The sequence below is a fragment of the Sodalinema sp. genome (assembly GCF_046483825.1).
GTDB lineage: Bacteria > Cyanobacteriota > Cyanobacteriia > Cyanobacteriales > Geitlerinemataceae > Sodalinema.
The window spans coordinates 1-20573 of record NZ_JAWOCL010000122.1 but is presented as its reverse complement, the minus strand read 5'-3'; the positions used below and the strand labels follow the sequence as shown (position 1 = coordinate 20573).

The following is a 20573-nucleotide window of genomic DNA, read 5'->3' as shown; positions in this document are numbered from 1 at the left end:
GAGGCGTCCTCTCCTCTCCCCTGTCTCCTCTCCCCTCGTGTCATGGCTCTGCCGTGACACGGACTCTGGGCGGCTCTGCCGCCTGTGAGTCGGGAGGCAGAGCCTCCCCAAGAGCATGACTTGGCAGAGCCAAGTCACGAGGGTCTCGTGTCTCCTCGTGTCATGGCTCTGCCGTGACACGGACTCTGGGCGGCTCTGCCGCCTGTGAGTCGGGAGGCAGAGCCTCCCCAAGAGCATGACTTGGCAGAGCCAAGTCACGAGGGAGGAGGGAGGAGGGAGACCATGGGCTATCCTGGAGGCTCGTTCTAGTTTCCCATGCAATGCTCTGGCTCATTCTCTCCCTGGTGACCGCCTTCTTTGAATCCCTGCGAGATGTCGCCAACAAAACCTCATCCACCCTTCACAATGACTACGTGATTACCTGGTCCCTCAACGCCTTTACCGCCCTTCTCCTACTCCCCCTCGCCCTATTCTTAGGGACTCCTACCATTAACCCCCCCTTCTGGAATGCCTTGCTAGCCGGCAGTTTCCTGAATGCGATCGCCTACCTCTACTTTATCAAGGCCATCCGCCTCTCAGACCTCTCCAAAGTCGCTCCCCTCACCACCTTCACCCCCCTATTTCTTCTCCTCACCTCCCCCATCCTTGTCGGTGAATTTCCCAATACGACAGGATTAGTGGGGATTTTCCTCATCGTCAGCGGCGCCTATCTTCTCAACTTCGCTCAACGTAAAAGCGGCTATCTCCAACCCCTGCGCGCCCTCATCAATGAACGAGGCGCTCGCTTTATGTTACTCGTAGCCTTCCTCTGGAGTCTCACCTCCAACTTCGACAAAATTGGCGTGCAAAACTCCTCACCCCTATTCTGGGTCACCACCGTCTATGCGGCCAATGCTCTCTGGCTATTTCCCCTAATGTTGCTCAAATGCCAAGGTTGGAGACAGCAAATTCAAGCCAAACCCCTACCTCTGTTGGCTATTGGCGGCTTCAATGCGATCGCCGTCGCCTGTCAGATGACGGCCCTCTCCCTCACCCTCGTCGCCTACGTCATCGCCATTAAACGCACCAGCGCCTTATTTAATGTCCTCTGGGGGCGATTTATCTTCCAAGAAACGGGCCTCAAACAACGACTTCTTGGAACCACCATCATGGTTCTCGGTGTCACCGTGATTGCTGTATCCTAATCCCCCTTTGCTAGAATCAAATCATCGTTTTTAGTCATGGGTTCCCATCATGGTTGATGCCTCTCGCCGCTGGCAAACTCCCTTACCGACCATGTATGACCTCCCCAGCGAATTCCCGGAGGAACTTGGTTTGCCGGATCAATTTCATGAGTTGCAACCGACGCTCTTGAGCATTACCTGTAAACCGTCAAACTACCCGCCAGAGGACTGTTTGACCGCTCAAGACCTCAATGTCTACTATGACCCTCACCATACCCTCTGGCATAAACGGCCCGATTGGTTCCTGGTTCTTGGGGCGACTCATGTTGACCAACAAGACCAGTTACGCTGGAGTTATGTCATCTGGCAAGAGGGAATCTCTCCCTTTCTCGTGGTAGAACTCCTCTCACCGGGGACTGAGGCGGAAGATTTAGGACGCAGCAGTATGCGCCTGGCCGATAAACCCCCCAGTAAATGGCAAGTCTATGAGCAAATTCTGCAAGTTCCCTTCTATGCGGTGTTCGATCGCATCCAAAATGAGTTTCGGCTATTTGTCCTCACCGGCGGCCGCTATCAAGAACAAGACTTGCCCGAACGCCGTTTCTGGTTCGAGGAACTGGGGTTAGGGTTAGGAGTCTGGACTGGCCCCTATCGCGGCGTAAACGGACGCTGGCTGCGTTGGTATGACGCGGATTGGACTTGTATCCCCACTCCCGCAGAAGAAGCGGAACGGGAACGGCAACGAGCCGAAGCCGCAGAAGCTGCCCTCAATCAAGCCCAGAGCGCGGCTCAGCAGGCTCAGGAAGAAGCCATTCGCAACTTTTTGGCGATGGGTCTCGATGTGTCACAAATTGCAGCGGCGTTGGGCGTTTCTGAGGCGCTGGTGCAACGGGTTCGCGATGGGTTAGGGGACTAGCCCGATTTGGCTCCCTCAAGCCTCCCATCGCGGTTTGGGGGAGGGATTAGGCGGGGTAAATCCGCAGGCGACGATTGGGTTCATCGCCGAAACTATCGGATTTGAGGCGATAGTGTTCCACCAGTTCATGCTGGATTTTTCGGACTTTGGGCGATCGCGGTAACAACTCCACTGGTTGCCCTTTCGGAAGCACAATCTGTTCGACGGCTAGACGGGCTTCTTCTAAGGCCTCAATCTCATCATCACTGGCATTGTGACTAAACAGCCGTAAATCCGCCACATCGGGAACTCCCGGATCATCCATTTGCAATAACCGTCGCAAGGCTCGGGTAATCTGAGGGATGGTACTGGATTTAATCAGATGGATGGGAATTTGTCGGGCTTTGGCGACATGGCGGAGTTTGGAATGATTGCGGAAGTGCGATCGCAACGCCAAAACTGCATTGGCTTCATCCAAATCCTTGGTAATCACCACCGGTAACTCCAACACCCCAATCACTTCTTCCAACTGACCCCGACTAATGGCATAAGGATAGAGATAAAATCGCTCCTCCTCATCAATCATCTCATTGCCAAAGCGGTCAAACTCAGGACTATTCGAGAGAGAGGCATCGAGTAACTGCTCAAAATGTTTCTGAGGGGAACTCGTCGCCACTCCGTTCGTGCGCGGTAGGGGTTTCATTTGCCCGGAGGCTCGCCAGCCCCGCACTCCGGCATTTTTTGGCGGTTTTGGGGCAATGGGGGCATCGGGTAACTCATGAGAAATCAGTACCTTACCACTCTCATTCATGGTCCGTACTTGAGGGTTCGGTTGTCGTCCCCGCAAGAGGATATCCACGGTATCCGAGACACTTTCATGCACCACCCAGCGATACCGTTCTAACATCTCCACGGCAATCTCGAAGGTGGGCGGGGCTTTGCGTTCGAGGACGGTTTTTTGGGTTCCCCGCCGTCGCGCTTCGTCGTCTCCGAGGGTGACGGAACCAATCCCACCAATTAAGTCCGCCAGGGTGGGGTTTTTGATGAGGTTCTCGATGCGGTTTCCGTGGGCGGTTCCCACCAGTTGCACCCCCCGTTCGGCAATGGTGCGGGCGGCCAGGGCTTCGAGTTCGGTGCCAATTTCGTCAATCACTACCACTTCGGGCATATGGTTCTCGACGGCTTCAATCATCACCTGATGTTGCAGTTCGGGGCGGGCTACCTGCATTCGTCGCGCCCGGCCGATGGCGGGGTGGGGGATATCGCCATCGCCGGCAATTTCGTTGGAGGTGTCGATAATGACGACACGCTTTTGTAAGTCGTCGGCGAGAACTCGGGCAATTTCCCGCAGGGCGGTGGTTTTACCGACGCCGGGCCGACCTAACATGAGGATGGATTGACCTCGTTCGACTAAATCGCGAATCAGGCCAATGGTGCCGAAGACGGCCCGCCCGACTCGACAGGTGAGGCCAATGATGTCGCCGCTGCGGTTGCGGATGGCGCTGATGCGGTGGAGGGTTTGCTCGATTCCGGCGCGGTTGTCGCCGCCGAAATGGCCCACGCGATCGACGCAATCTTGTAAGTCTTGTTGGGTGATGGGATCGTCGCTGAGATATTCGGCTTGGCCGGGGAACCGGGCTTCGGGACGTCGCCCTAAGTCCATGACAATTTCGATGAGAACGTCCCGCTGGGGATGGTGTTCGATGTGGGTTTGGATGGGTTCGGGGAGAATGCTGAGGAGTCGAGTGAGATCGTCGGTGCTGCGCTGCATATCGCGTTCTGGTTCTGAAGGGGCGGCTTCAGGAGACGGAGATCGCCCATAAGGGATAGAAGATGATGGGTTGGGATTTGAACTCACCATGAATGCTGGAAATAGCAACAGTGTCAACCCGGAAAGTGGGGTTAGTGGGCTTTTAGGGCTGCTGAGGGCTGATGGTGCAAGGCCACGAGCGATCGCGCCCGCTCGACGGCGGCCCAGAGAAGTTGAGGATGCTGGTCTAGGTACATGGCAGAACCCCGCTCGATGCTGTTTAATGCGGTCAAAATAGGGGACAAAATAGCCCGGGCATAACTGCCGTAGGCAATCCCTGCTATATATTTAGCGGGTTTTGGCCGGGTTAAAGGGCTGTTAGACGAAGATTGTTCGTAATTTAATCGGTTGTTAAACAAACCTAGGGATTGCAGTTTGGGGACTGTGTGCTGGTTGGTTCCTCCGGCGAGTTGGACATATCCGGGAAGGTTGGCCTTGAGAACCTGTTGTCCAAATTGGATGGTGGCTTTGCTGGTTCCTTTGCCGATGTCACCGCTCATCGATCGCCCGTCGGTTTGCCAGATGGGTTCGGGAAAGGCATCACCGATAATCTCGTAGAGCGATCGCAGATAGTCGAGACTGTCGCGACTGTGTAAACAACTAATGGCCAGTTGTTTTATGTGGGTTCGCCAAGGGGCGATCGCCCGCCACAGGGCCTCGAAATCTTGGCGATGACCGGGTTGGGTATGGATTTCAATGGCGTCAACGGCCATAGACAGGATAAAGGGGGCCAGAGTTTCGGGACTGGTGCGGTAGGCTTTGGCCCAAATGAGTCCTTGGGGACAGATGGGTAAACAACGGCCACAGCCATAACAGCGGTCCTGAATCACGCCCTGATGCTCTTCCGTGAAGGCGATCGCCGCCGCTGGACAGACGGCTTCACAGGGACGGGGACAGTCCGGTGGACAGTGATTGGGGTTAAAGTGCGCTTTGCGAAAATGAGGATCATCGGCGTCGTTTAGACTGACCATGAGCCAGGGCTTGGGATTGGGAGATAGCCCCCGCGATCGCGCTGACTCCACATAGGCCTGAGCCGCCGTAATGCCCCCACGAGCCGCCTCGACGACCGCTGCATCGGCTGCAACATCGATACAATCAACTCCGGCCAAGGTATACGCCAAACTCAGGTTATGCACGGCGGGCAGATCTTGAAAACTGGCACCGCAGATTAACTTAAACCAGGTGCCTTGTTTTAAGGAATGTAACGGGTGTCTCAGGTTAGTCACACCTATATGCTAATGGGTTCGCGAAAAAATGGGGAGGGTCGGTCATGGTTTTGCCTGCCCCAAGTCCTCTCAACAGCTTCCAACTGAGACTCTCAGCCAGATGTCTCAGTCGTTTGTGGCATCATAGAGCCAATACGACCAAACAACAACCTGACTCTCATTTGGGGAAGAAGGGAACAGGGGGGAAGAAGGGAATAGGGAATCGGCAACAGGCAACAGGCAATTCCCCAGATGCGGTTGTCACTTCTGAAAGTTTCCCCTATAATAAGAGATCCAGAAAGGAAACGATAGCATTCACGTCACTCACGAGGGGCCTTCATGGTTTCGACGTGTTGGGGAAACCCGAAGCGTGATGCAGGCCGAGAGTGAGTCTCCTCTCGTAAATCAAAGGCTCAAAACAAAAAGTAAATGCGAACAACATCGTTCCTTTCGCTCGCAAAGCAGCTACTGTTGCCTAGAAAAAACCTCCAATAGGTTCGAGCACTTATAGTCCGACTCCGTTAAGGGCTATAGGTAAACCCCAACGGATGCACTCATTCACTGTCTCTGGTCAGTGAACTGAGTTAAGACAATACCAGAGCATCCTACCGTCCGGGATAAGGGACGGTCCCCGCCCCAAGGGTTAACGGGGCTAAGCCTGTGAATGATCGTGAGGTCAATACCCAAGGCGGACACGGGTTCGATTCCCGTAGGCTCCACTTTAAAACGCAAACGACCTGTTACAGTCTCTGTAGCAGGTCGTTTGTTTTCGTTAGACTAGAGGTGATTTCTCTGTGTAGTTGTCGATTATGACCTCCAAGACTCCCAACCTGCAACGGCGCGTTCCTCGTCTTCTCTCCTCGCTGATTCTCGGGGCGATCGCCTCGGGCCTCACCTCAACCTTAGTCGCTCTACCGAGTTGGGCCAACAGTGCAGACAGCGCTCCGAGTGAACTGGAAAATCTCCTAGACAGCATTGATAGTACCTCAACCGAGGGAGATATCGAGGGCTTAATGGACTTCTACAGCAATGACTTTGATCATTCAGATGGCCTCAACCGCGACGATTTCCGCGCCTCCCTCGAACAACTCTGGGAACGGTTCCCCAATCTAAGCTACGATACCGAGATTCTCTCCTGGGAGGAGACGGCTAACGGCTACCAAGTTGAAACCGAAACCACCATTCTCGGGTTACAGGCCAGGGATTTGCCTAATACTGAACTTCACGGAACCGTGCGATCGCGCCAAACTTATGAAAACGGGCAAATTGTCTCCCAGGAGATTCTCGAAGAAGAAATCCGCATTCTCTCAGGCGACAATCCCCCCAATGTCCGCGTGAACCTTCCTCTCGAAGCTTCACTAGATAGCCGCTATCACTTTGATTTAATCGTAGAAGAACCCCTCGGAGACGATTTAATCCTAGGTGCGGCGATGCAGGAATTGATTTCTCGTAACACCCATCTTAATCCCAATGCCTTGGAACTTGAACCCCTCAATGCTGGCGGGTTATTTAAGGTTGGCCAAGCTGAAGATGGTGCTGGAGACTATTGGGTATCCGGGGCAATTGTTCGCCAGGGAGGTATTACGATTGTTAGCCGGCGAATGCGGGTGAATTAGGGGGGAAGGCAAGAGGCAAGAGGCAAGAGGCAAGAGGCAAGAGGCAAGAGGCAAGAGGCAAGAGGTAGGGGGTGTTTCGGCTTGCCATCCTGGTCAGCTTTGAGTGTTCAATTCAAACTTGCCGGAATGCACCTCTCGCTGGTGGAACCTGACCCCGGTTAATTATCGATTTAACTATCGATGGTCTGGCGTTGTTCGACGAGTTTTTCTGTCATTTGGGCCAGGCGATCGAGGTGTTGCTTGAGATCTTGGGCTTTGAGGCGGAACTTGCGTTTGCGCCCAAGGGCGGCCCGGGCTAGATCCTCGCGATCGCGCCTCAGGGCCGTGTGAGCCACCTTATCCCAAGACTCCATCTCACGGACAGCCTGATTGTAGCGAGGTTGTAGGTCATCCCAGGCGACCTTGATCTCTCCTAAGGCCTGATCTAGCATCCCAGCGGCATCCTGCTGATGACCATCTTGGAAGGACTGGTTGATTTTACCCGATAACTGATCCGGGTTGAGGGTGGCCAACAAGGGGGCAAACTTGCGAATTTGCTTGCTGTCACTGATTCCGGTCTTGCACCAGGTGGCAAAATGTTCACAGTTGTTGAACAGTAGATTATACTCGCGCTCTCCTAGGCGACTCTCGGCCCGTTGTAGGGTGGTTTCAGCAATATAATGGGCGGGATACTGGCGGGTATAGACCCGTTTCCCCCCGGTAAATGCCCCTATGGATGTGCGTTTGACTGTGGCCTCGTCTTCTCGCTTGGAATAGTGAATCACTGTTCCATCGCCGCAATCAATCCCGTGGTGTTCATACAAACCCTCCAGATTGAAGAAAGGACGAATCACATAAATCTGGTCGCCACGTGCCATAACGAAAATCTAGGGTGAGGGGTGAAGTGGAGCGATCGAGCAAAACCGACAACACCAAGGCGAATCTGTGCCATGCCTTGAGATGGGGCCACCCTCGAACACTCCCCATTATGGATCATTTCGCAATTGCTGAAAGAAGTGGAATAATGGCGATCGGGTCAAGTTTCAGGAACCGTCATGACGTCACGTACCTCGTCTCCCCTCTCGCTCACCCTTCTGGGGGTGATTCTCCTCACTGTTCTCTGGACGGTGTATTGGTTTGGCTTCCAGAGTTCTCTGACGCTGCTGCGAGGTGCGCCGATGAGTGAACCGGCGGCGGCGTTGTTTCTCCCGAAAGATGCGCCTCTGGTGATGTCGCTGTTCACCAATCCCCAGAAATTACAAGATTTACGACAACTGCGCACGCCGTTACGTCAACGAGGCCAGGCCAAGGCTGAGTTTGAGCGGTTGAAAGCGAGTTTGCTGACGGATACGAATTTAGACTATGAGCGGGATATTGAACCCTGGCTGGGCGAGGAAATCACCTTAGCGGTGACAACTCCTGACCTCGATCGCAACCCCAAAAATGGCACACAGCCGGGATATCTCCTGGCCTTGGCGGTCCGCGATGGGGAACGCAGTCGGGAGTTTTTGGATCTGTTTTGGCAAAATAAGGCTGTTTCGGGGCGAGAGTTGCGCTTTGAGCAATATAAAGGGGTCAACCTCATCTACAGCCGTAAAACGCGGCCGCCGACGGGGGATGGCTTGCAACTGAAAGACTTTAACCCCTTTGCCAAAGAAAGTGCTGGAGAATGGTCGAGTGCGGTGGTGGGCGATCGCTTCGTCTTATTCGCCAACGCCCCGCAAGTCCTCCGTAAAGCCATCAATGACGCTCAGGTGGCGGATCTCAACTTGCAAGGATCGCCGACCTATCAGAAGGCGATCGCCCGTTTGGACCAACAACGCATCGGCCTCGTCCTGGCCGATGTCCCTCAACTCAGTGGCTGGCTAGGCGGAGATTCCGTTAAACCTGACTCTAAACTCCCCGATACCCTCGCCATTGGTTTAGGTCTTAGCCGTCAGGGACTCTTGGCGGATACGGTCTGGACCAGCAATAACGATGATAGTAGCGTCCCCCCCGATTTAGATCATCCGGTGGCGGCGTTGAACTATATCCCCGATGATAGTGCAGTGGTCTTGGCGGGACAGGATCTAGCCAGTCGGTGGCGTCGCCTCGCTCAAGCGGTATCGGGGGGAGATCTCCTCTCGCGGTTGTTGACTCAACCTCTGGCTGAATTAGAAAGCCGCTGGGGAATTTCCTTAGAAGAGGAGATTTTTAGTTGGGTGACTGGGGATTATGCCCTGGCCCTGTTGCCCAATGTGGACCAGGATGGCTTAGATTGGATTTTCGTGGCCGAGGATCCCCCTAACAATCAATCCCAGTCCCAAGCGGCGATTGAACGACTTGATGCGGCGGCGGCGGCCAATGGCTACAGTGTTGGACCGTTTACTCTCAAGGATCAACATCGGATTTTGGCCTGGACTCGTTTGATGACTCGGGAAGGAAAAACCACGGAGGGCAATTTACGATTACGCTTAGAGGCGGATGTTTTGGGGGTACGGGGACAGTTGAATGACTATCGTCTCTTGGCCAGTTCTATTGAGGCCATTGATTGGGCCTATACCTCTCCCCGCCGCAACTCTCTGTTGGCTAACGGTCAGTTTCGTAAGGAGTTACCGTTACTGCCCCATGAGAATGATGGCTATTTCTATCTCAATTGGCAACAGAGTCAGGGACCTTTGCGGCAGCAATTGCCATTTTTGCGGGTGTTGGAACTGACGGGGAATCCGCTGTTTGATCATGTGCGATCGCTCCTGCTGACCACCGAAGGCAGTGAGAATGGAGTTCACCGCGCCCAAGTTCTGGTCAAACTCACTCCCTAACCCGTATCTTTTGCCAGTTTCCCCTAATTGCTCATTGTGAATTGTCCATGGACTCCGATCGCCTCTTAAGCCTCCTCAAACGCACTCCCCTGACTGAGAATTTATCGGATAGTGAACGGCAGCATCTGCTTGAGGCGGCGAGTTTCTCTGATGCCGAGACGGGACAGTTGATTTTTGTTGAAGGAAGTCCCAGTGATTATTTATGGCTACTCTTGGAGGGAGGGGCGGAACGGCTCCAGGAAGCCGATAGCGGGCAATTACTGCTGCTGGGAGCCGTCAAATCCCGAGAAACGATCAATGCCCTAGAATTTATCTTGGAACGCCCTTATAGCAGCAGTTTACGGGCAACGAGTCCCAGTACTTTGTTGATGATTCATCGCCAACATTGGCAGCGGTTGCTCAGCAGCAGTCGTGTGGGGAGTAAGCTGGCGTTAACTTTGGTGGCCATGGCCCAACAGCACTTTGAGCGGGGTTTGGCGGCTACGGATCGGTTGCTGAGTGAGTATCACAGGGCGATCGCTGAGTTGTCAGATCTCGGCGTATCTAAGACGGCTTCATCTGGGGAGGAGGGGTCCGCTGAGGGGGACGCGAGTTCTCCCTGGATCGAGATTCAACAGACCTGCGATCGCCTCGATAAGCAACAGCAGATTCTACGTAAACAATTGCCGTTGACGGCGGTACAACCGACGCGATCGCCGTCTCGTTGGTTGCCGTTTCTAGCGGGAACGGTGACGGGGATGGTGATCCTGGGTCTGATCGGCGCGATCGCCTACGCCGCTACTGGCTTAGGTTCGAGTCAGCAAAACGGGGAGACCTCATCGCTTGCGATTCGATCTCCCCAGTTGGATGATGGATGGGTCTCACCTGACGGGTCTGGCCTTAATAAGGTTCAATAGTACCGTCAGCCCCCGAGTTTAGGCGTTTTCGCGTTTACGACCTAAGAGAGAAAAGGCGCCACTGACTCCCAATAAACCGAAGAGAAGGGTCGGTTCGGGGACTTGTTCTTTAATGATATGGTTCAGGTTGTCTTCACCGATATCAATCGCAAAGACGACATCATTAAAGTCTTCGTCACTTCCGCCCCAATCAATCACAACATCTTCAAAGGCTAACACGAGATAACCCGATTGCTGATAGGCCATGACCTGTTGATGTCCTCCAGGATTCCGGCTAGCATCGAGATGTAACTGTCTGGGATTGCTGCGACCATAGCCATCAGAGTTGAGGAAAAAGTCGAGAGTGGTACCGGCTTGGACTGTATTGAGGCTGACAAAATCTCCGGCAGATAAGGGTAAATCGGTTGGATCTCCTCCAGAGTTACGATAGCGAGTATAGGTCGAACAACTGTCGGTGACGCAGACGATATCATCGAAGAGAACGGTTTCCGCGAGTTCGGTGCTTCCGGTACTACTAACACCGAGTTGGTTGCGGAACCAAGCACCTTCACTGAGGAAGTGAACCTTCACTTCATGGTCGTAATTTAGGGTCAACTGACTCAGATCGAGTTTGTGATTGGCAACGATGTTGGGAGCCAGATTTTTACTTTCTGTATGGATATAATCGTCAAAGACACCGAGTTCAGTCAGGTTTTTGAAATCATCATCGGCATTCTGGATTGAAAACGCTGAGGCAGACCCAGCTAGGGTTAACGTGGTTGCGATCGCGGTGAATCCGGCAAGAATTGAGGTGTTCATGGTGGTTTCCTAGGTGAAGTGGGTATGATTAAAATAGAGTAGATGACACAGTAACTATATTTATTCCGCTCTTGGTTACCACCATAACTCTGCTTGTTTTGGACTTTTCGTTCCTAGCGAGCATCTTTATGAAAGGTTTAAGTTAAGACCGAGTTTTATGTGATTTAGGTAAAGGTGCGCCAGTCTTTGGGTTAAATTATTGAGACCACGAATCCGTGTTTTTACTGAGTTTTGTGGCAATCTGATGACGAGTGAACTGGAAAAAAGCGATAAGATGGATCCTTCGACCCTTCTTCGTTTCCTCATGAATCCCGCTGAATTTTCCCTCATCCCCGCTTCTCCCGCTGGCTTTAAGTCGGGGTTCGTCAGTATTATCGGTCGCCCCAATGTGGGCAAATCGACGCTGATGAATACCTTGGTGGGGCAAAAAGTCGCGATTACCTCTCCGGTGGCCCAAACCACCCGCAACCGCTTACAGGGGATTCTCACCACGGATGAGGCCCAACTAATCTTTATCGACACCCCCGGTATCCATAAACCCCATCATCAACTGGGGACGGTGTTAGTGCAGAACGCGAAGCGAGCGATTTCCTCAGGGGATATGGTGTTGTTTCTGGTGGATGGTTCTGGCGTGGCGGGGGGTGGCGATCGCTATATTGCGGAATTACTGCATGAGGTGCGGGTTCCGGTGTTGATTGGTATTAACAAAGTCGATTGTCAGTCCTATGATCAAGCTGAGGCGATTGATGCCTCCTATCGGGAACTGGCCGGCGATCGCCCCTGGGAACTCGTCAAATTTTCCGCCCTCAAGGGAACCGGAACCCCAGAACTCCTCAATACGCTAGTCAGTCATCTCGAACCGGGACCCTATTACTATCCCCCGGATCTCGTCACCGACCGCCCGGAACGCTTTATTATGGGTGAGTTGATTCGAGAGCAAATCTTGCTCAAAACCCGTGAAGAAGTGCCTCATTCTGTGGCGATCGCCATCGAGAAAGTCGAGGAAACTCCTAAGTTAACGCGGGTGTTTGCCACGATTAACGTCGAGCGAGATTCCCAAAAAGGGATCTTAATTGGCAAACGAGGGTCGATGCTGAAAGAAATTGGTTCAGCGGCTCGGGAACAGATTCAAAAGCTCGTCAGTGGTCAGATTTATCTGGAACTGTTTGTTAAAGTTCAACCTAAATGGCGACAGTCTCGTACCCGCTTGACAGAATTGGGCTATCACCTTGAAGATTGATCGCCAATGGGTCTAGTTTGGGTTTTCAGGATATACGGTGGAGCATTGGATACAAAATGGTAGGGGAACCCACCCCTAGCCCCTCCCAGGAGGGGATTTTTCGCCCCTACAGCAAGGAATATAATCTGCCATCAATTTTCCTGATTACCGTGAACCCAGAAGATCCTCTAATTTTAGAATTTCTAGCCCCCTGTTTCTAACTGGTTATGACCGTCTCAGCTCCTCTGTCCGACTCTGCGACATCAAAAGGGTCTCTTAGCTCGATTCTCTCGGCTGCGGTTCAGTTTTGGCTGCGATCGCAAGTCGAACGAGCCGAAACCCTAACGATTGAGTTTTCCGGGAAAAATCGCCAACTGCTGCGAGGTGAAATCCCCCAGATTCAGGTCAAAGCTCAAGGGGTCGTGTATCAAGGATTGCACCTCGGACAAGTCAGGCTCGAAGCGGGGGCCGTCCGTCTGAATTTACGGCAAATCCTCCAGGGAAAACCCCTACGTCTGTTGCAACCGGTTCCTGTGCAACTGGCGGTCCAACTTCAGGAAGACGATCTCACCGCTTCTCTGGCTTCGCCTCTACTCCAAAACGCCATCTTTGAGGTGTTTGCAGGGATTTTACCGGCTGACGCTGACCTAACGGGGGCAGAGATTCAACTCCAGGGCGATCGCCTCCATCTGCTCACCTCTCCCCCCCCAGGCTACCATCTCAATGTTGGTCTCAAGGCGATCGCCAACGACAAAGGAACCCAGATTGACCTGGATAGCCCCCAACTGCGGCAAAATGGCGAGGCGAATCCCCAAACCTTCCCCCGCCGCGAGATTCCCTTAGATGCTACGGTATCCATCGAGGCCTTAACCTGTACCCAAGGCCTTCTCGATCTGTCTGGCTCTTTACAATTAACAGTCGACGGTTAATTGTCAGCCATATTTGAGGGGGGTTTCCCGGTTCCGGTGTTTCCTTCTTACCCCTCTTGCCTTTTGCCTCTTGCCTTTTGCCTTCTTCAAACCATGTTCAACGACTCCACCCTACAATCTCTCGTCTGGCTTGATTACCGTCTCGCGGTTGTGTTTACGGTAATTTTGCCTCTGATTCTCCTCATTTGGGCATTTGTCCAGAAATTTGAGGCGATTCAACGGTTGTTAACCATCTATTGGCGAGTGGCGAGTTTGCTGGCCATTACGGTTTATTTAGCCATCGCCTCGCTTCCCATTAGTTTCTTGACGGGGGGGCTGGCCCGCATCCTCATCCCCATTGCGCTCTGGTTTTGGGCGGATTTGAATGATGAAATCGATGACGCACCCCGTAAACCCCTGAAATGGGTCCTCACCTCCTGGCGTTGGGCGATGACGGTTTACTGTTTAATTGGGGTTCTCTTTCAACTCCCGGCGTTCTCCTGTGCGACACTCTCTCGGGAGGAGGTTCTCTCGACGACGACTTGTCGTGTCTGGTTGGAAGCGCCCTGGGGCTATCAAGCGATGTTCCACGCCAATGCGTCACCGGATATTTTAGGATTTCTTGGCATTGTTGGCTTAGTCGCCTATGTTCTCTGTTTGCTTTATTTTGCCTTTGTTCGTCTGGGCAAACAAGGACGTTCCGCGATGGGATAATCGACCGGCCATCACGCATAATCATCACGCATAATTGAAAGGTTGACGCCATTGATACTGGATCATGACTGCGATCGCTCGTTTGGAACAATACACGCTCAAATGTCCCGATGAAGTCTTGCGGGTGTTAGCCCAATGGGACGATGAAACGGACGAAATTCTCGTGTTTAAGGGGTTTTCCAGTTCCCTGATGCGGCCAACGGCGGCGGATCCGGATGTGCCGGTGTTGCCCGATAACGCCCAAATTCAGCAGATTGACCGCTTAATGAGTCCCTATCTCCCAGAGCAGCCTCGCTATATTCAGCATGGCCTCACCTGGGAGACGATGCAACCCCTCCTTGAACAAGTTGGGGTTTAAGTGGGGTGTTCAGGACAAGATCTAGGACAAGATCTAGACCAAGACTTAGGAAAAAACTCACGAAAAAACGACGGTGCGGTTGTTGTAGGCCAGAACCCGCTGCTGGAGATGCGATCGCACGGCCCGGGCCAACACCATGCGTTCTAAGTCTTTCCCTTTACGAATCAAGTCCTCTGTCAAGTCTCGGTGACTGACTCGGGCGACATCTTGCTCGATAATGGGGCCTTCGTCGAGATCCTGGGTGACATAATGGGCCGTCGCGCCGATGATTTTAACGCCTCGTTCGTAGGCGCGGTGATAGGGGCGGGCGCCGGGAAAAGCGGGTAAAAAGGAATGGTGGATATTGATGATTTTTGGGAATTGGGCAATAAATTCTGGACTCACCACCTGCATATACTTGGCTAACACCACTAAGTCAATATCATACTGACGCAACAGTTCTAATTGTTGGGCTTCTGCCTCCGGTTTACTTGCTTTTGTGACCGGAATGTGGTAAAAGTCGATGTTGAATTGCTCGGCGATCGCCCCCAAGTTCGGATGATTACTAATCATTAAAGGAATCTCCGCTGGGAGTTCTTTGGCGTTTTGTCGCCAGAGGAGATCGAGTAAACAGTGGTCTTGTTTCGTCACCCAAATGGCCAGCCGTTGGCGTTCATCGGAGAAATGCAGTTCCCAGGTGGCGTTGAGGGGTTTTCCTACCGCAGCAAAGGCGCGATCGATAATATCTCGGGGAAGATTAAACCCGTCTAATTGCCATTCAATGCGACTTAAAAACAAGCCAGCATTAAAATCCGTATGGTGATCGGCATGAATAATGTTGCCACCATTGGAATAGATGAAGTTGGCAATTTTGGCAACAAGTCCCTGTTGATCAGGGCAAGATAGTAGTAGTGTAGCAGTTGCTCCGGTCATCAGAACGTTAGTCTAAAATAGCGTTGAGAAGAACATCGGAAAGGGATTTTCCTTCCATATCATCCAAGGGGATCGTATCAACAATATCGAAAGCGGCCCCAGCGTCTAGGAGTTGATCGTCGAGGGCTTTGAGAAATTCCCGAACTTTGGGATCTTGGCCGACTTGAATAAAGGAAATCCCGAGTTCTTCATCGCGATCAATTTTTTTGGATGCTTCAATGAGGAGTGTAATCACATCTTTGCGATTATCGGGTTCCCCATCGGTAATCACGAGCATAATTTCGCCGTTTGGCTGACTGGTTCCGGCGGCTTTGCGCTCAAAGTAATTATTCAGGGCATCCTGTAAAACAGCCGCTAATGCAGTTTTACCCACGGGGGTATTCTCGTCAAAAATTTTCCGAACTTTGTCGGCATTCACGTTGTCATAGCGACGGAAACGGCTGGAAAATAGATAAACGGTAATCCCATCGGGATCATATTCATCGCATTTTTCTGCTAGGGCGATCGCCGAGTTTTTAACCACCTCCCAGCGGCTTTTTCCACCGGGTTGGTCTTGTTCGGACATACTCCCGCTGCGGTCAACAATTAACGTATAGTCACGATTTTCTAACATGGGCTTGAGCTGAAGCGTTTACCGCCGTAAATTAGGAACAATCAACCGTCAACAATCAACCGTCAACCCTTAACCGTCAACCCTTAACAATCAACAATTAACAAGCACGATGGGATGTTGCAGCCGTATTTTAGCATCGTCCCGGCGAAGATGCGGCCCGAGTCGGGACTAATTTTTCGGGCTGAACCGGCCAAGTCCTTCTAGCGTTCAATATCGCTCGACTGCTGGTGTGAGGAATAACGAGAATCCGGGGGTCCATCCTGTTTCGGGTTGGGGGCGATCGCCTCGGGTGTCGAGGGACGTAATAGGTGCCGAATGAGGGGATTTCCCGTCGCTAACCCCTTCCCATTGGCGAAACTTAAGATCCGAGATTTCGAGAGTCCCCATTCCTGTCGCTGGGCGATAATCTCAGCCAAGGCTAGGAGAGGGGCGATCGCCTCCAAGGACAAATCCAGCCAAGCGCCGCCAGTCGCTTCTAAGCAGCTAATCCACTCTCGGGCCTTCCAACTTGAGGGAATCTCGGCCTGAAAGGGACGGACTAAAACGCCTCGCGTCAGGCCAAAGTCCTCAAAATCGCAGAGAGTGCGTAGGCGATTTCCCACCCGTTGTCCCCGTTCATCGAACACCACCATCACCCCAATTCGGACATCCTGGCCCCGTTCACTCCCGATAATCTTCAAATCAATGGTTTTACGCCGCTGAGATTTCCCCGAGACGCGCTGTTCCACGCCGCGAATCTCAACCCCTTCTACGGTGGTTCCCAGCAAACTCTCAAACCCCAAGCCGAGGGCTTCAATGACCGCCGCTTCTGTCATTTCGCCCAAATCTTGCACTTGGGCCAGACTGCGTTCAAAGGCTTGCGTCACCCGTTCGAGGGGGTCATTTTCCACGGGGCGGAAGTTCTCGGCACACCATTCGATGGCATCATGAAGATCAGACCCTTCCCGGGCCAAGGCCTTCAATTGCGAGTCATCAAAGGGATATAGCGGTGAGGGCGGAACTAACTTGCGATCGTGATAGAACTTGCGTAACCAAGCCCGAATCACCGATCGCACCACGGTTTCATCGGTTTCGGGGAGTTCAATGGGATCGGCGCGATCGCTCAAATGACGGGTCATGCGCCCTAACATCGGCTGGACAATGCGATCCCAGGTTTCCGGGTCCATGACACTCAACAACACCGTTCCATGAGTGCAACGCAAGGCCCGCAAACTCTGGGAGAGGCGCACCATGGCCCCCACCGGAACTCGCATATCCCATTCATCTTCGAGGGCGTCTTCGTCGGTTTCGTCCAATTCTTCCCCATCGAGGCGATCAAACGCCACCACTAGGGGTTTCCAATCCCCCAACACCTGCAAAATTTCCTCTAGCAATTCCGCCGCGCGACTTTCGCGACTTTCCCCCTGACGTTGGGGAAGGCCGAGTTCTTCGAGTTTCCAGGGGGCCAGCGATCGCCCCGCCAGCCATTTACGGGCGAAGGGGGCCTGGGCGGGGGCTAAGGTCCATAAAATGGCCCGTACCACATCGGGATCGCCAATATCCGGGCGCTGCTTAAAGAAGCCTTCCGCGACGCGATCGACCCAATGGCGATTGCGGTCTTGAGGTTGTCCCCGTAGCCGCCGTACGGCGAGTTCTGGGGTTAACTCCTTGACTTGTGTATCGAGACTTTCCAGGGCGTGAGTCGCCAGGGCGCTGGCGAGTTCCTGCCATTGCATGAAGCCCGACGCCCCTTTACGAGTTAGGCTTTGGGCGATCGCGCTCAGCAACACCTGACGGACTGTCGTGCTATCTTGAAACTGCTGAAGGTCGATATAGATAAACGCCGCTTCCCCACTAAGCTGGAGTTTTTGCCAAACTTGGGCCAGAAAATGGGTTTTACCGGTTCCCATCTCCCCGAGGATGACGAGGGAACAAATACGCTTACCGCGTTCAATGTCCGCCAAGGCCGATTGTACCAACGCCATGGCGCTGCGGTGAGGCGATGGACAGTCGGGGAGGTTACCGCGCCAGAGATCGGCTTCTTCCAGCGTGGCCAACCCAATAAAGGGGTTATGACGCTCGATCGCGCGGTTGAGGGCAGATAGGGTGGATCGATCCAAAGCTTCGGTCAAAACGGGTTAACAACTAGAACGTACATCAGGACGGATGTTGAGACTTGGGGAAGCGATCCCCAATCCCGTCGCCGGCCTAGGTTGGGCGATGTGAGGCGTAAAATTCCTTGCTGTCACTACAGTACTGCCACAACAGACCTTCTGGATCTTTAGTTTGCGCCCACTGACTAAAATCCGGCTTATGTTTGCGCTTCCCAATGGTACTCGAACTCACCTGCAAGCGGCGGGCCAGTTGCGCTTGAATTAGGGATTGGCGAGGTTCAGCGGCGGCTGAGGCCGACATCGTGTTGGTCTGGGGTTGTTCAACTTTAGCCTTGACAGCCTTGACAGCCTTGACATCTTGAACGTCCTGATTGACGCTTACGGGTGTTGGTTGTTGGCCCGGTTGGCGATCGCCGGTTGTCGGGTTGGGCGATGCTGGCAGGTTAGGATGCTGTTGATGGTCGAGATTGGCCCGAACCGGTGGCTGGGGATGCTGTTGCAGCCGAGAAGCCTCCCGAGAGTTCGCCTCAAGGGTGGCATGAGAGTCGTCTTTGGAGGCGAGTTGCCGTTCCCGTTGCCAGAAAAACACTCCCACCCCGGCGGCGATCGCCCCAAATGCCACCACGTTCACCGCTAGTAGCATCGTCGTTAGGGTTGCAAAGAACGCGCGACAGAACGCCATCGCCCCTTGTAAGAGGGCCGGAATGGCAAATAACGCCACCAGAATCCCTACAACATAGCGCCAATAGGCGATCGCAGAGAAATCAACGGAGTTGCCATTGCGGGTCATCAGATGGTTGGTGGTGGACGGTTGTTACAAATTTTGCCACATTCTGGTTCCGGCGGCATCTTTTTTCGGGGATTGTTGCCCTCGATGCACGAGATTAACCCCGAAAGAGAACGTCGGCCACTCGGGCCACATCAGACATGGCCCGGAGATCGTGAACTCTGAGAAGATCCGCCCCAGCGGCGATGGCGGCGGTACAGGCCGCTGCTGTTCCCCAGACGCGATCCTTGGCTTCGGGGCGATCGAGAATGCGGCCAATAAAACTTTTGCGGGAGACGCCGAGTAGGAGGGGATAGCCTAATTTGTGGAATTGGGGCAATTCCCGTAACAGTTGTAAATTTTGGTCCTGAGTTTTGGCGAAGCCAATCCCTGGATCGAGAATTAACTGTTGAGTCGAGACGCCACAGGCGATCGCCGCATGGATATGTTGTTGCAGTTTCTCGGCGACCTCGGCCACCACATCCTCATACTGGGTCAGCGATTGCATGGTTTTGGGGGTTCCTCGCATATGCATCAGGATGGCGGGAACGTCACGTTCCCCAATCAGGGGTAACATTTCGGGATCGGCGGTTCCGCCACTGACATCATTGATGATATCCGCCCCGGCGTCCAAGGCCGCCGCTGCGACGGCGGCGCGATAGGTATCGACGGAAATGGGGCAGTTTGAGCGCGATCGCAGGGCCTCAATCACCGGAACCACCCGTTTGATTTCCTCTTCGGGAGACACCTCCTCGGCCCCAGGCCGGGTGGATTGGCCGCCAATATCGAGGATATCCGCCCCGGAGATCTCCAGATGTTGGGCTTGGTTGAGGGCGTTTTTCCGGGAGATGAACTCTCCGCCGTCACTGAAACTATCGGGGGTGACATTCAGCACTCCCATGATATAGGTGCGATCGCCCCAACGGAATTGGCGATCGCGAATGGTTAATGTCGGATTAAGATATCTCACCCGTCTCCCTCAAGCCTACGCTTCCCCTCGTTCAAAGCCTTCATCGATGGGTAAATCGGCTTCTTTTGATGCGGCCACCGCCAGGCGATCGCAACATTCATTCTCTTTATTTCCCGCATGGCCTTTCACCCAAACAAACTCTACCTGATGGAACTCACACAACTGCAATAATTCCTCCCAAAGATCGGGATTTTTAGCCCGTTCCTTCTTATTACGCCACCACCCCTTGGCCTTCCACCGTTTGGCCCATCCCTGACGCATCGCATCCACAATATACTTAGAATCGGAATATAACGTCACCTGACAGGCCTGTTTCAGCAATTTTAAGCCCACAATGGCCGCCATCATCTCCATGCGATTATTGGTCGTGCGTCGGAAGCCTCCCGAGAGTTCCTTCCGGAAATCCCGATACATCAGAACCGTTCCATAGCCGCCGGGGCCAGGATTACCACTACAAGCCCCATCTGTATAAATCGTCACTGACTTCATCGTCATCTTAGCCACTCCAGTTCCAGAAAAACCCCATCCTAATCCCTGACTTTGACGGTTCACAAGGGAACCGCCCTACAATCCTACAATTCCGGCAATTCCCGCAATAAGGTCGGCCGCTTCGCCACATCCGCCGGATTCGGCAACCTCACCTGGCCATATTCAGCCTCAATGGTCTCAAAAAGGCGCAACACCCCCTCTTTAAACCGTTCACCATCAAAACAGGCGCCCCGCTGGCGGGCCGCCTCTTGTCGCCCCGCCCAGGCTTCGGGTTGACTCTCTCGTTGGCAACAGAGATCATAGGTCTGTTGTACCAACTCGTCGAGAGACTCCACCAAAATCCCCGACTCCCCGTCCACAATTTCCGG

At 53.4% G+C, this 20573-nt stretch carries 19 protein-coding genes, 1 other RNA gene and 1 pseudogene; 10 read left to right on the top strand and 11 right to left on the bottom strand.

Annotation, left to right across the window (positions count from 1 at the left end):
* Nucleotides 1-320 precede the first annotated feature (320 nt).
* On the top strand, nucleotides 321-1184 hold the full coding sequence (locus R6U67_RS07890) for an EamA family transporter (RefSeq protein ID WP_410252034.1): 864 nt from the start codon (nucleotides 321-323) through the stop codon (nucleotides 1182-1184).
* Nucleotides 1185-1233: 49 nt separating this feature from the next.
* Nucleotides 1234-2079, top strand: coding sequence for a Uma2 family endonuclease (locus R6U67_RS07885; protein ID WP_410252033.1), 846 nt, complete (start codon nucleotides 1234-1236; stop codon nucleotides 2077-2079).
* Nucleotides 2080-2125: 46 nt separating this feature from the next.
* On the opposite strand, the gene R6U67_RS07880 is transcribed toward R6U67_RS07885, so the two are convergent.
* Both R6U67_RS07880 and ldpA read right to left on the bottom strand, forming a co-directional pair.
* Nucleotides 2126-3829: a R3H domain-containing nucleic acid-binding protein gene (locus R6U67_RS07880; RefSeq protein WP_410252037.1), complete on the bottom strand. Its 1704-nt coding sequence runs from the start codon at nucleotides 3827-3829 to the stop codon at nucleotides 2126-2128.
* A gap of 131 nt (nucleotides 3830-3960) precedes the next feature.
* Nucleotides 3961-5094, bottom strand: a complete 1134-nt coding sequence (gene ldpA, locus R6U67_RS07875; RefSeq protein ID WP_410252032.1) for a circadian clock protein LdpA — start codon at nucleotides 5092-5094, stop codon at nucleotides 3961-3963.
* 309 nt (nucleotides 5095-5403) lie between these two features.
* Here ldpA and ssrA point away from each other — a divergent pair.
* Both ssrA and R6U67_RS07865 read left to right on the top strand, forming a co-directional pair.
* Nucleotides 5404-5795: a transfer-messenger RNA gene (gene ssrA / locus R6U67_RS07870) on the top strand.
* Nucleotides 5796-5882: 87 nt separating this feature from the next.
* Complete coding sequence (locus R6U67_RS07865; protein ID WP_410252031.1) at nucleotides 5883-6689, top strand: nuclear transport factor 2 family protein; 807 nt, start codon at nucleotides 5883-5885, stop codon at nucleotides 6687-6689.
* A gap of 170 nt (nucleotides 6690-6859) precedes the next feature.
* Here R6U67_RS07865 and R6U67_RS07860 read toward each other — a convergent pair whose 3' ends face one another.
* Entirely contained in the window at nucleotides 6860-7546 is a 687-nt protein-coding gene (locus R6U67_RS07860; protein ID WP_410252030.1) for a lecithin retinol acyltransferase family protein, read from the bottom strand.
* A gap of 177 nt (nucleotides 7547-7723) precedes the next feature.
* Here R6U67_RS07860 and R6U67_RS07855 point away from each other — a divergent pair, with 177 nt between their 5' ends.
* Nucleotides 7724-9469, top strand: coding sequence for a DUF3352 domain-containing protein (locus R6U67_RS07855; RefSeq protein ID WP_410252029.1), 1746 nt, complete (start codon nucleotides 7724-7726; stop codon nucleotides 9467-9469).
* Nucleotides 9470-9516: 47 nt separating this feature from the next.
* Nucleotides 9517-10365, top strand: coding sequence for a cyclic nucleotide-binding domain-containing protein (locus R6U67_RS07850; protein WP_410252028.1), 849 nt, complete (start codon nucleotides 9517-9519; stop codon nucleotides 10363-10365).
* An 18-nt stretch (nucleotides 10366-10383) separates the two neighbouring features.
* Here R6U67_RS07850 and R6U67_RS07845 read toward each other — a convergent pair whose 3' ends face one another.
* Nucleotides 10384-11163 (bottom strand): DUF4114 domain-containing protein, encoded by a 780-nt coding sequence (locus R6U67_RS07845; protein ID WP_410252027.1) that lies wholly within the window; start codon nucleotides 11161-11163, stop codon nucleotides 10384-10386.
* Between the two features lie 274 nt (nucleotides 11164-11437).
* On the opposite strand from R6U67_RS07845, the gene era reads away from it, so the two are divergent.
* From era to R6U67_RS07825, 4 genes are all read left to right on the top strand, one after another.
* Nucleotides 11438-12403: a GTPase Era gene (gene era / locus R6U67_RS07840; protein WP_410252026.1), complete on the top strand. Its 966-nt coding sequence runs from the start codon at nucleotides 11438-11440 to the stop codon at nucleotides 12401-12403.
* Nucleotides 12404-12609: 206 nt separating this feature from the next.
* Nucleotides 12610-13311, top strand: coding sequence for a DUF2993 domain-containing protein (locus R6U67_RS07835; RefSeq protein ID WP_410252025.1), 702 nt, complete (start codon nucleotides 12610-12612; stop codon nucleotides 13309-13311).
* 93 nt (nucleotides 13312-13404) lie between these two features.
* Nucleotides 13405-14004 carry a DUF3177 family protein gene (locus tag R6U67_RS07830; RefSeq protein ID WP_410252024.1) on the top strand — a complete coding sequence of 200 codons (600 nt, stop codon included), beginning with the start codon at nucleotides 13405-13407 and terminating at the stop codon, nucleotides 14002-14004.
* Between the two features lie 64 nt (nucleotides 14005-14068).
* Nucleotides 14069-14362: a hypothetical protein gene (locus R6U67_RS07825; protein WP_410252023.1), complete on the top strand. Its 294-nt coding sequence runs from the start codon at nucleotides 14069-14071 to the stop codon at nucleotides 14360-14362.
* Between the two features lie 57 nt (nucleotides 14363-14419).
* Here the strand turns inward: R6U67_RS07825 and purU are convergent, their stop codons facing one another.
* From purU to R6U67_RS07790, 7 genes and pseudogenes are all read right to left on the bottom strand, one after another.
* Nucleotides 14420-15274, bottom strand: a complete 855-nt coding sequence (purU, locus tag R6U67_RS07820) for a formyltetrahydrofolate deformylase (RefSeq protein ID WP_410252022.1) — start codon at nucleotides 15272-15274, stop codon at nucleotides 14420-14422.
* Between the two features lie 7 nt (nucleotides 15275-15281).
* On the bottom strand, nucleotides 15282-15887 hold the full coding sequence (locus R6U67_RS07815) for a vWA domain-containing protein (protein WP_410252021.1): 606 nt from the start codon (nucleotides 15885-15887) through the stop codon (nucleotides 15282-15284).
* 200 nt (nucleotides 15888-16087) lie between these two features.
* Nucleotides 16088-17986 carry an AAA family ATPase gene (locus R6U67_RS07810; RefSeq protein WP_410252020.1) on the bottom strand — a complete coding sequence of 633 codons (1899 nt, stop codon included), beginning with the start codon at nucleotides 17984-17986 and terminating at the stop codon, nucleotides 16088-16090.
* Nucleotides 17987-18074: 88 nt separating this feature from the next.
* Nucleotides 18075-18770, bottom strand: a complete 696-nt coding sequence (locus tag R6U67_RS07805; RefSeq protein ID WP_410252019.1) for a hypothetical protein — start codon at nucleotides 18768-18770, stop codon at nucleotides 18075-18077.
* A 94-nt stretch (nucleotides 18771-18864) separates the two neighbouring features.
* Nucleotides 18865-19647 carry a dihydropteroate synthase gene (gene folP, locus R6U67_RS07800; protein WP_410252036.1) on the bottom strand — a complete coding sequence of 261 codons (783 nt, stop codon included), beginning with the start codon at nucleotides 19645-19647 and terminating at the stop codon, nucleotides 18865-18867.
* Nucleotides 19648-19731: 84 nt separating this feature from the next.
* Nucleotides 19732-20205 (bottom strand): ribonuclease HI, encoded by a 474-nt coding sequence (gene rnhA / locus R6U67_RS07795; protein ID WP_410252035.1) that lies wholly within the window; start codon nucleotides 20203-20205, stop codon nucleotides 19732-19734.
* A gap of 83 nt (nucleotides 20206-20288) precedes the next feature.
* A pseudogene (locus tag R6U67_RS07790) lies at nucleotides 20289-20573 on the bottom strand (hypothetical protein); the annotation flags it as partial.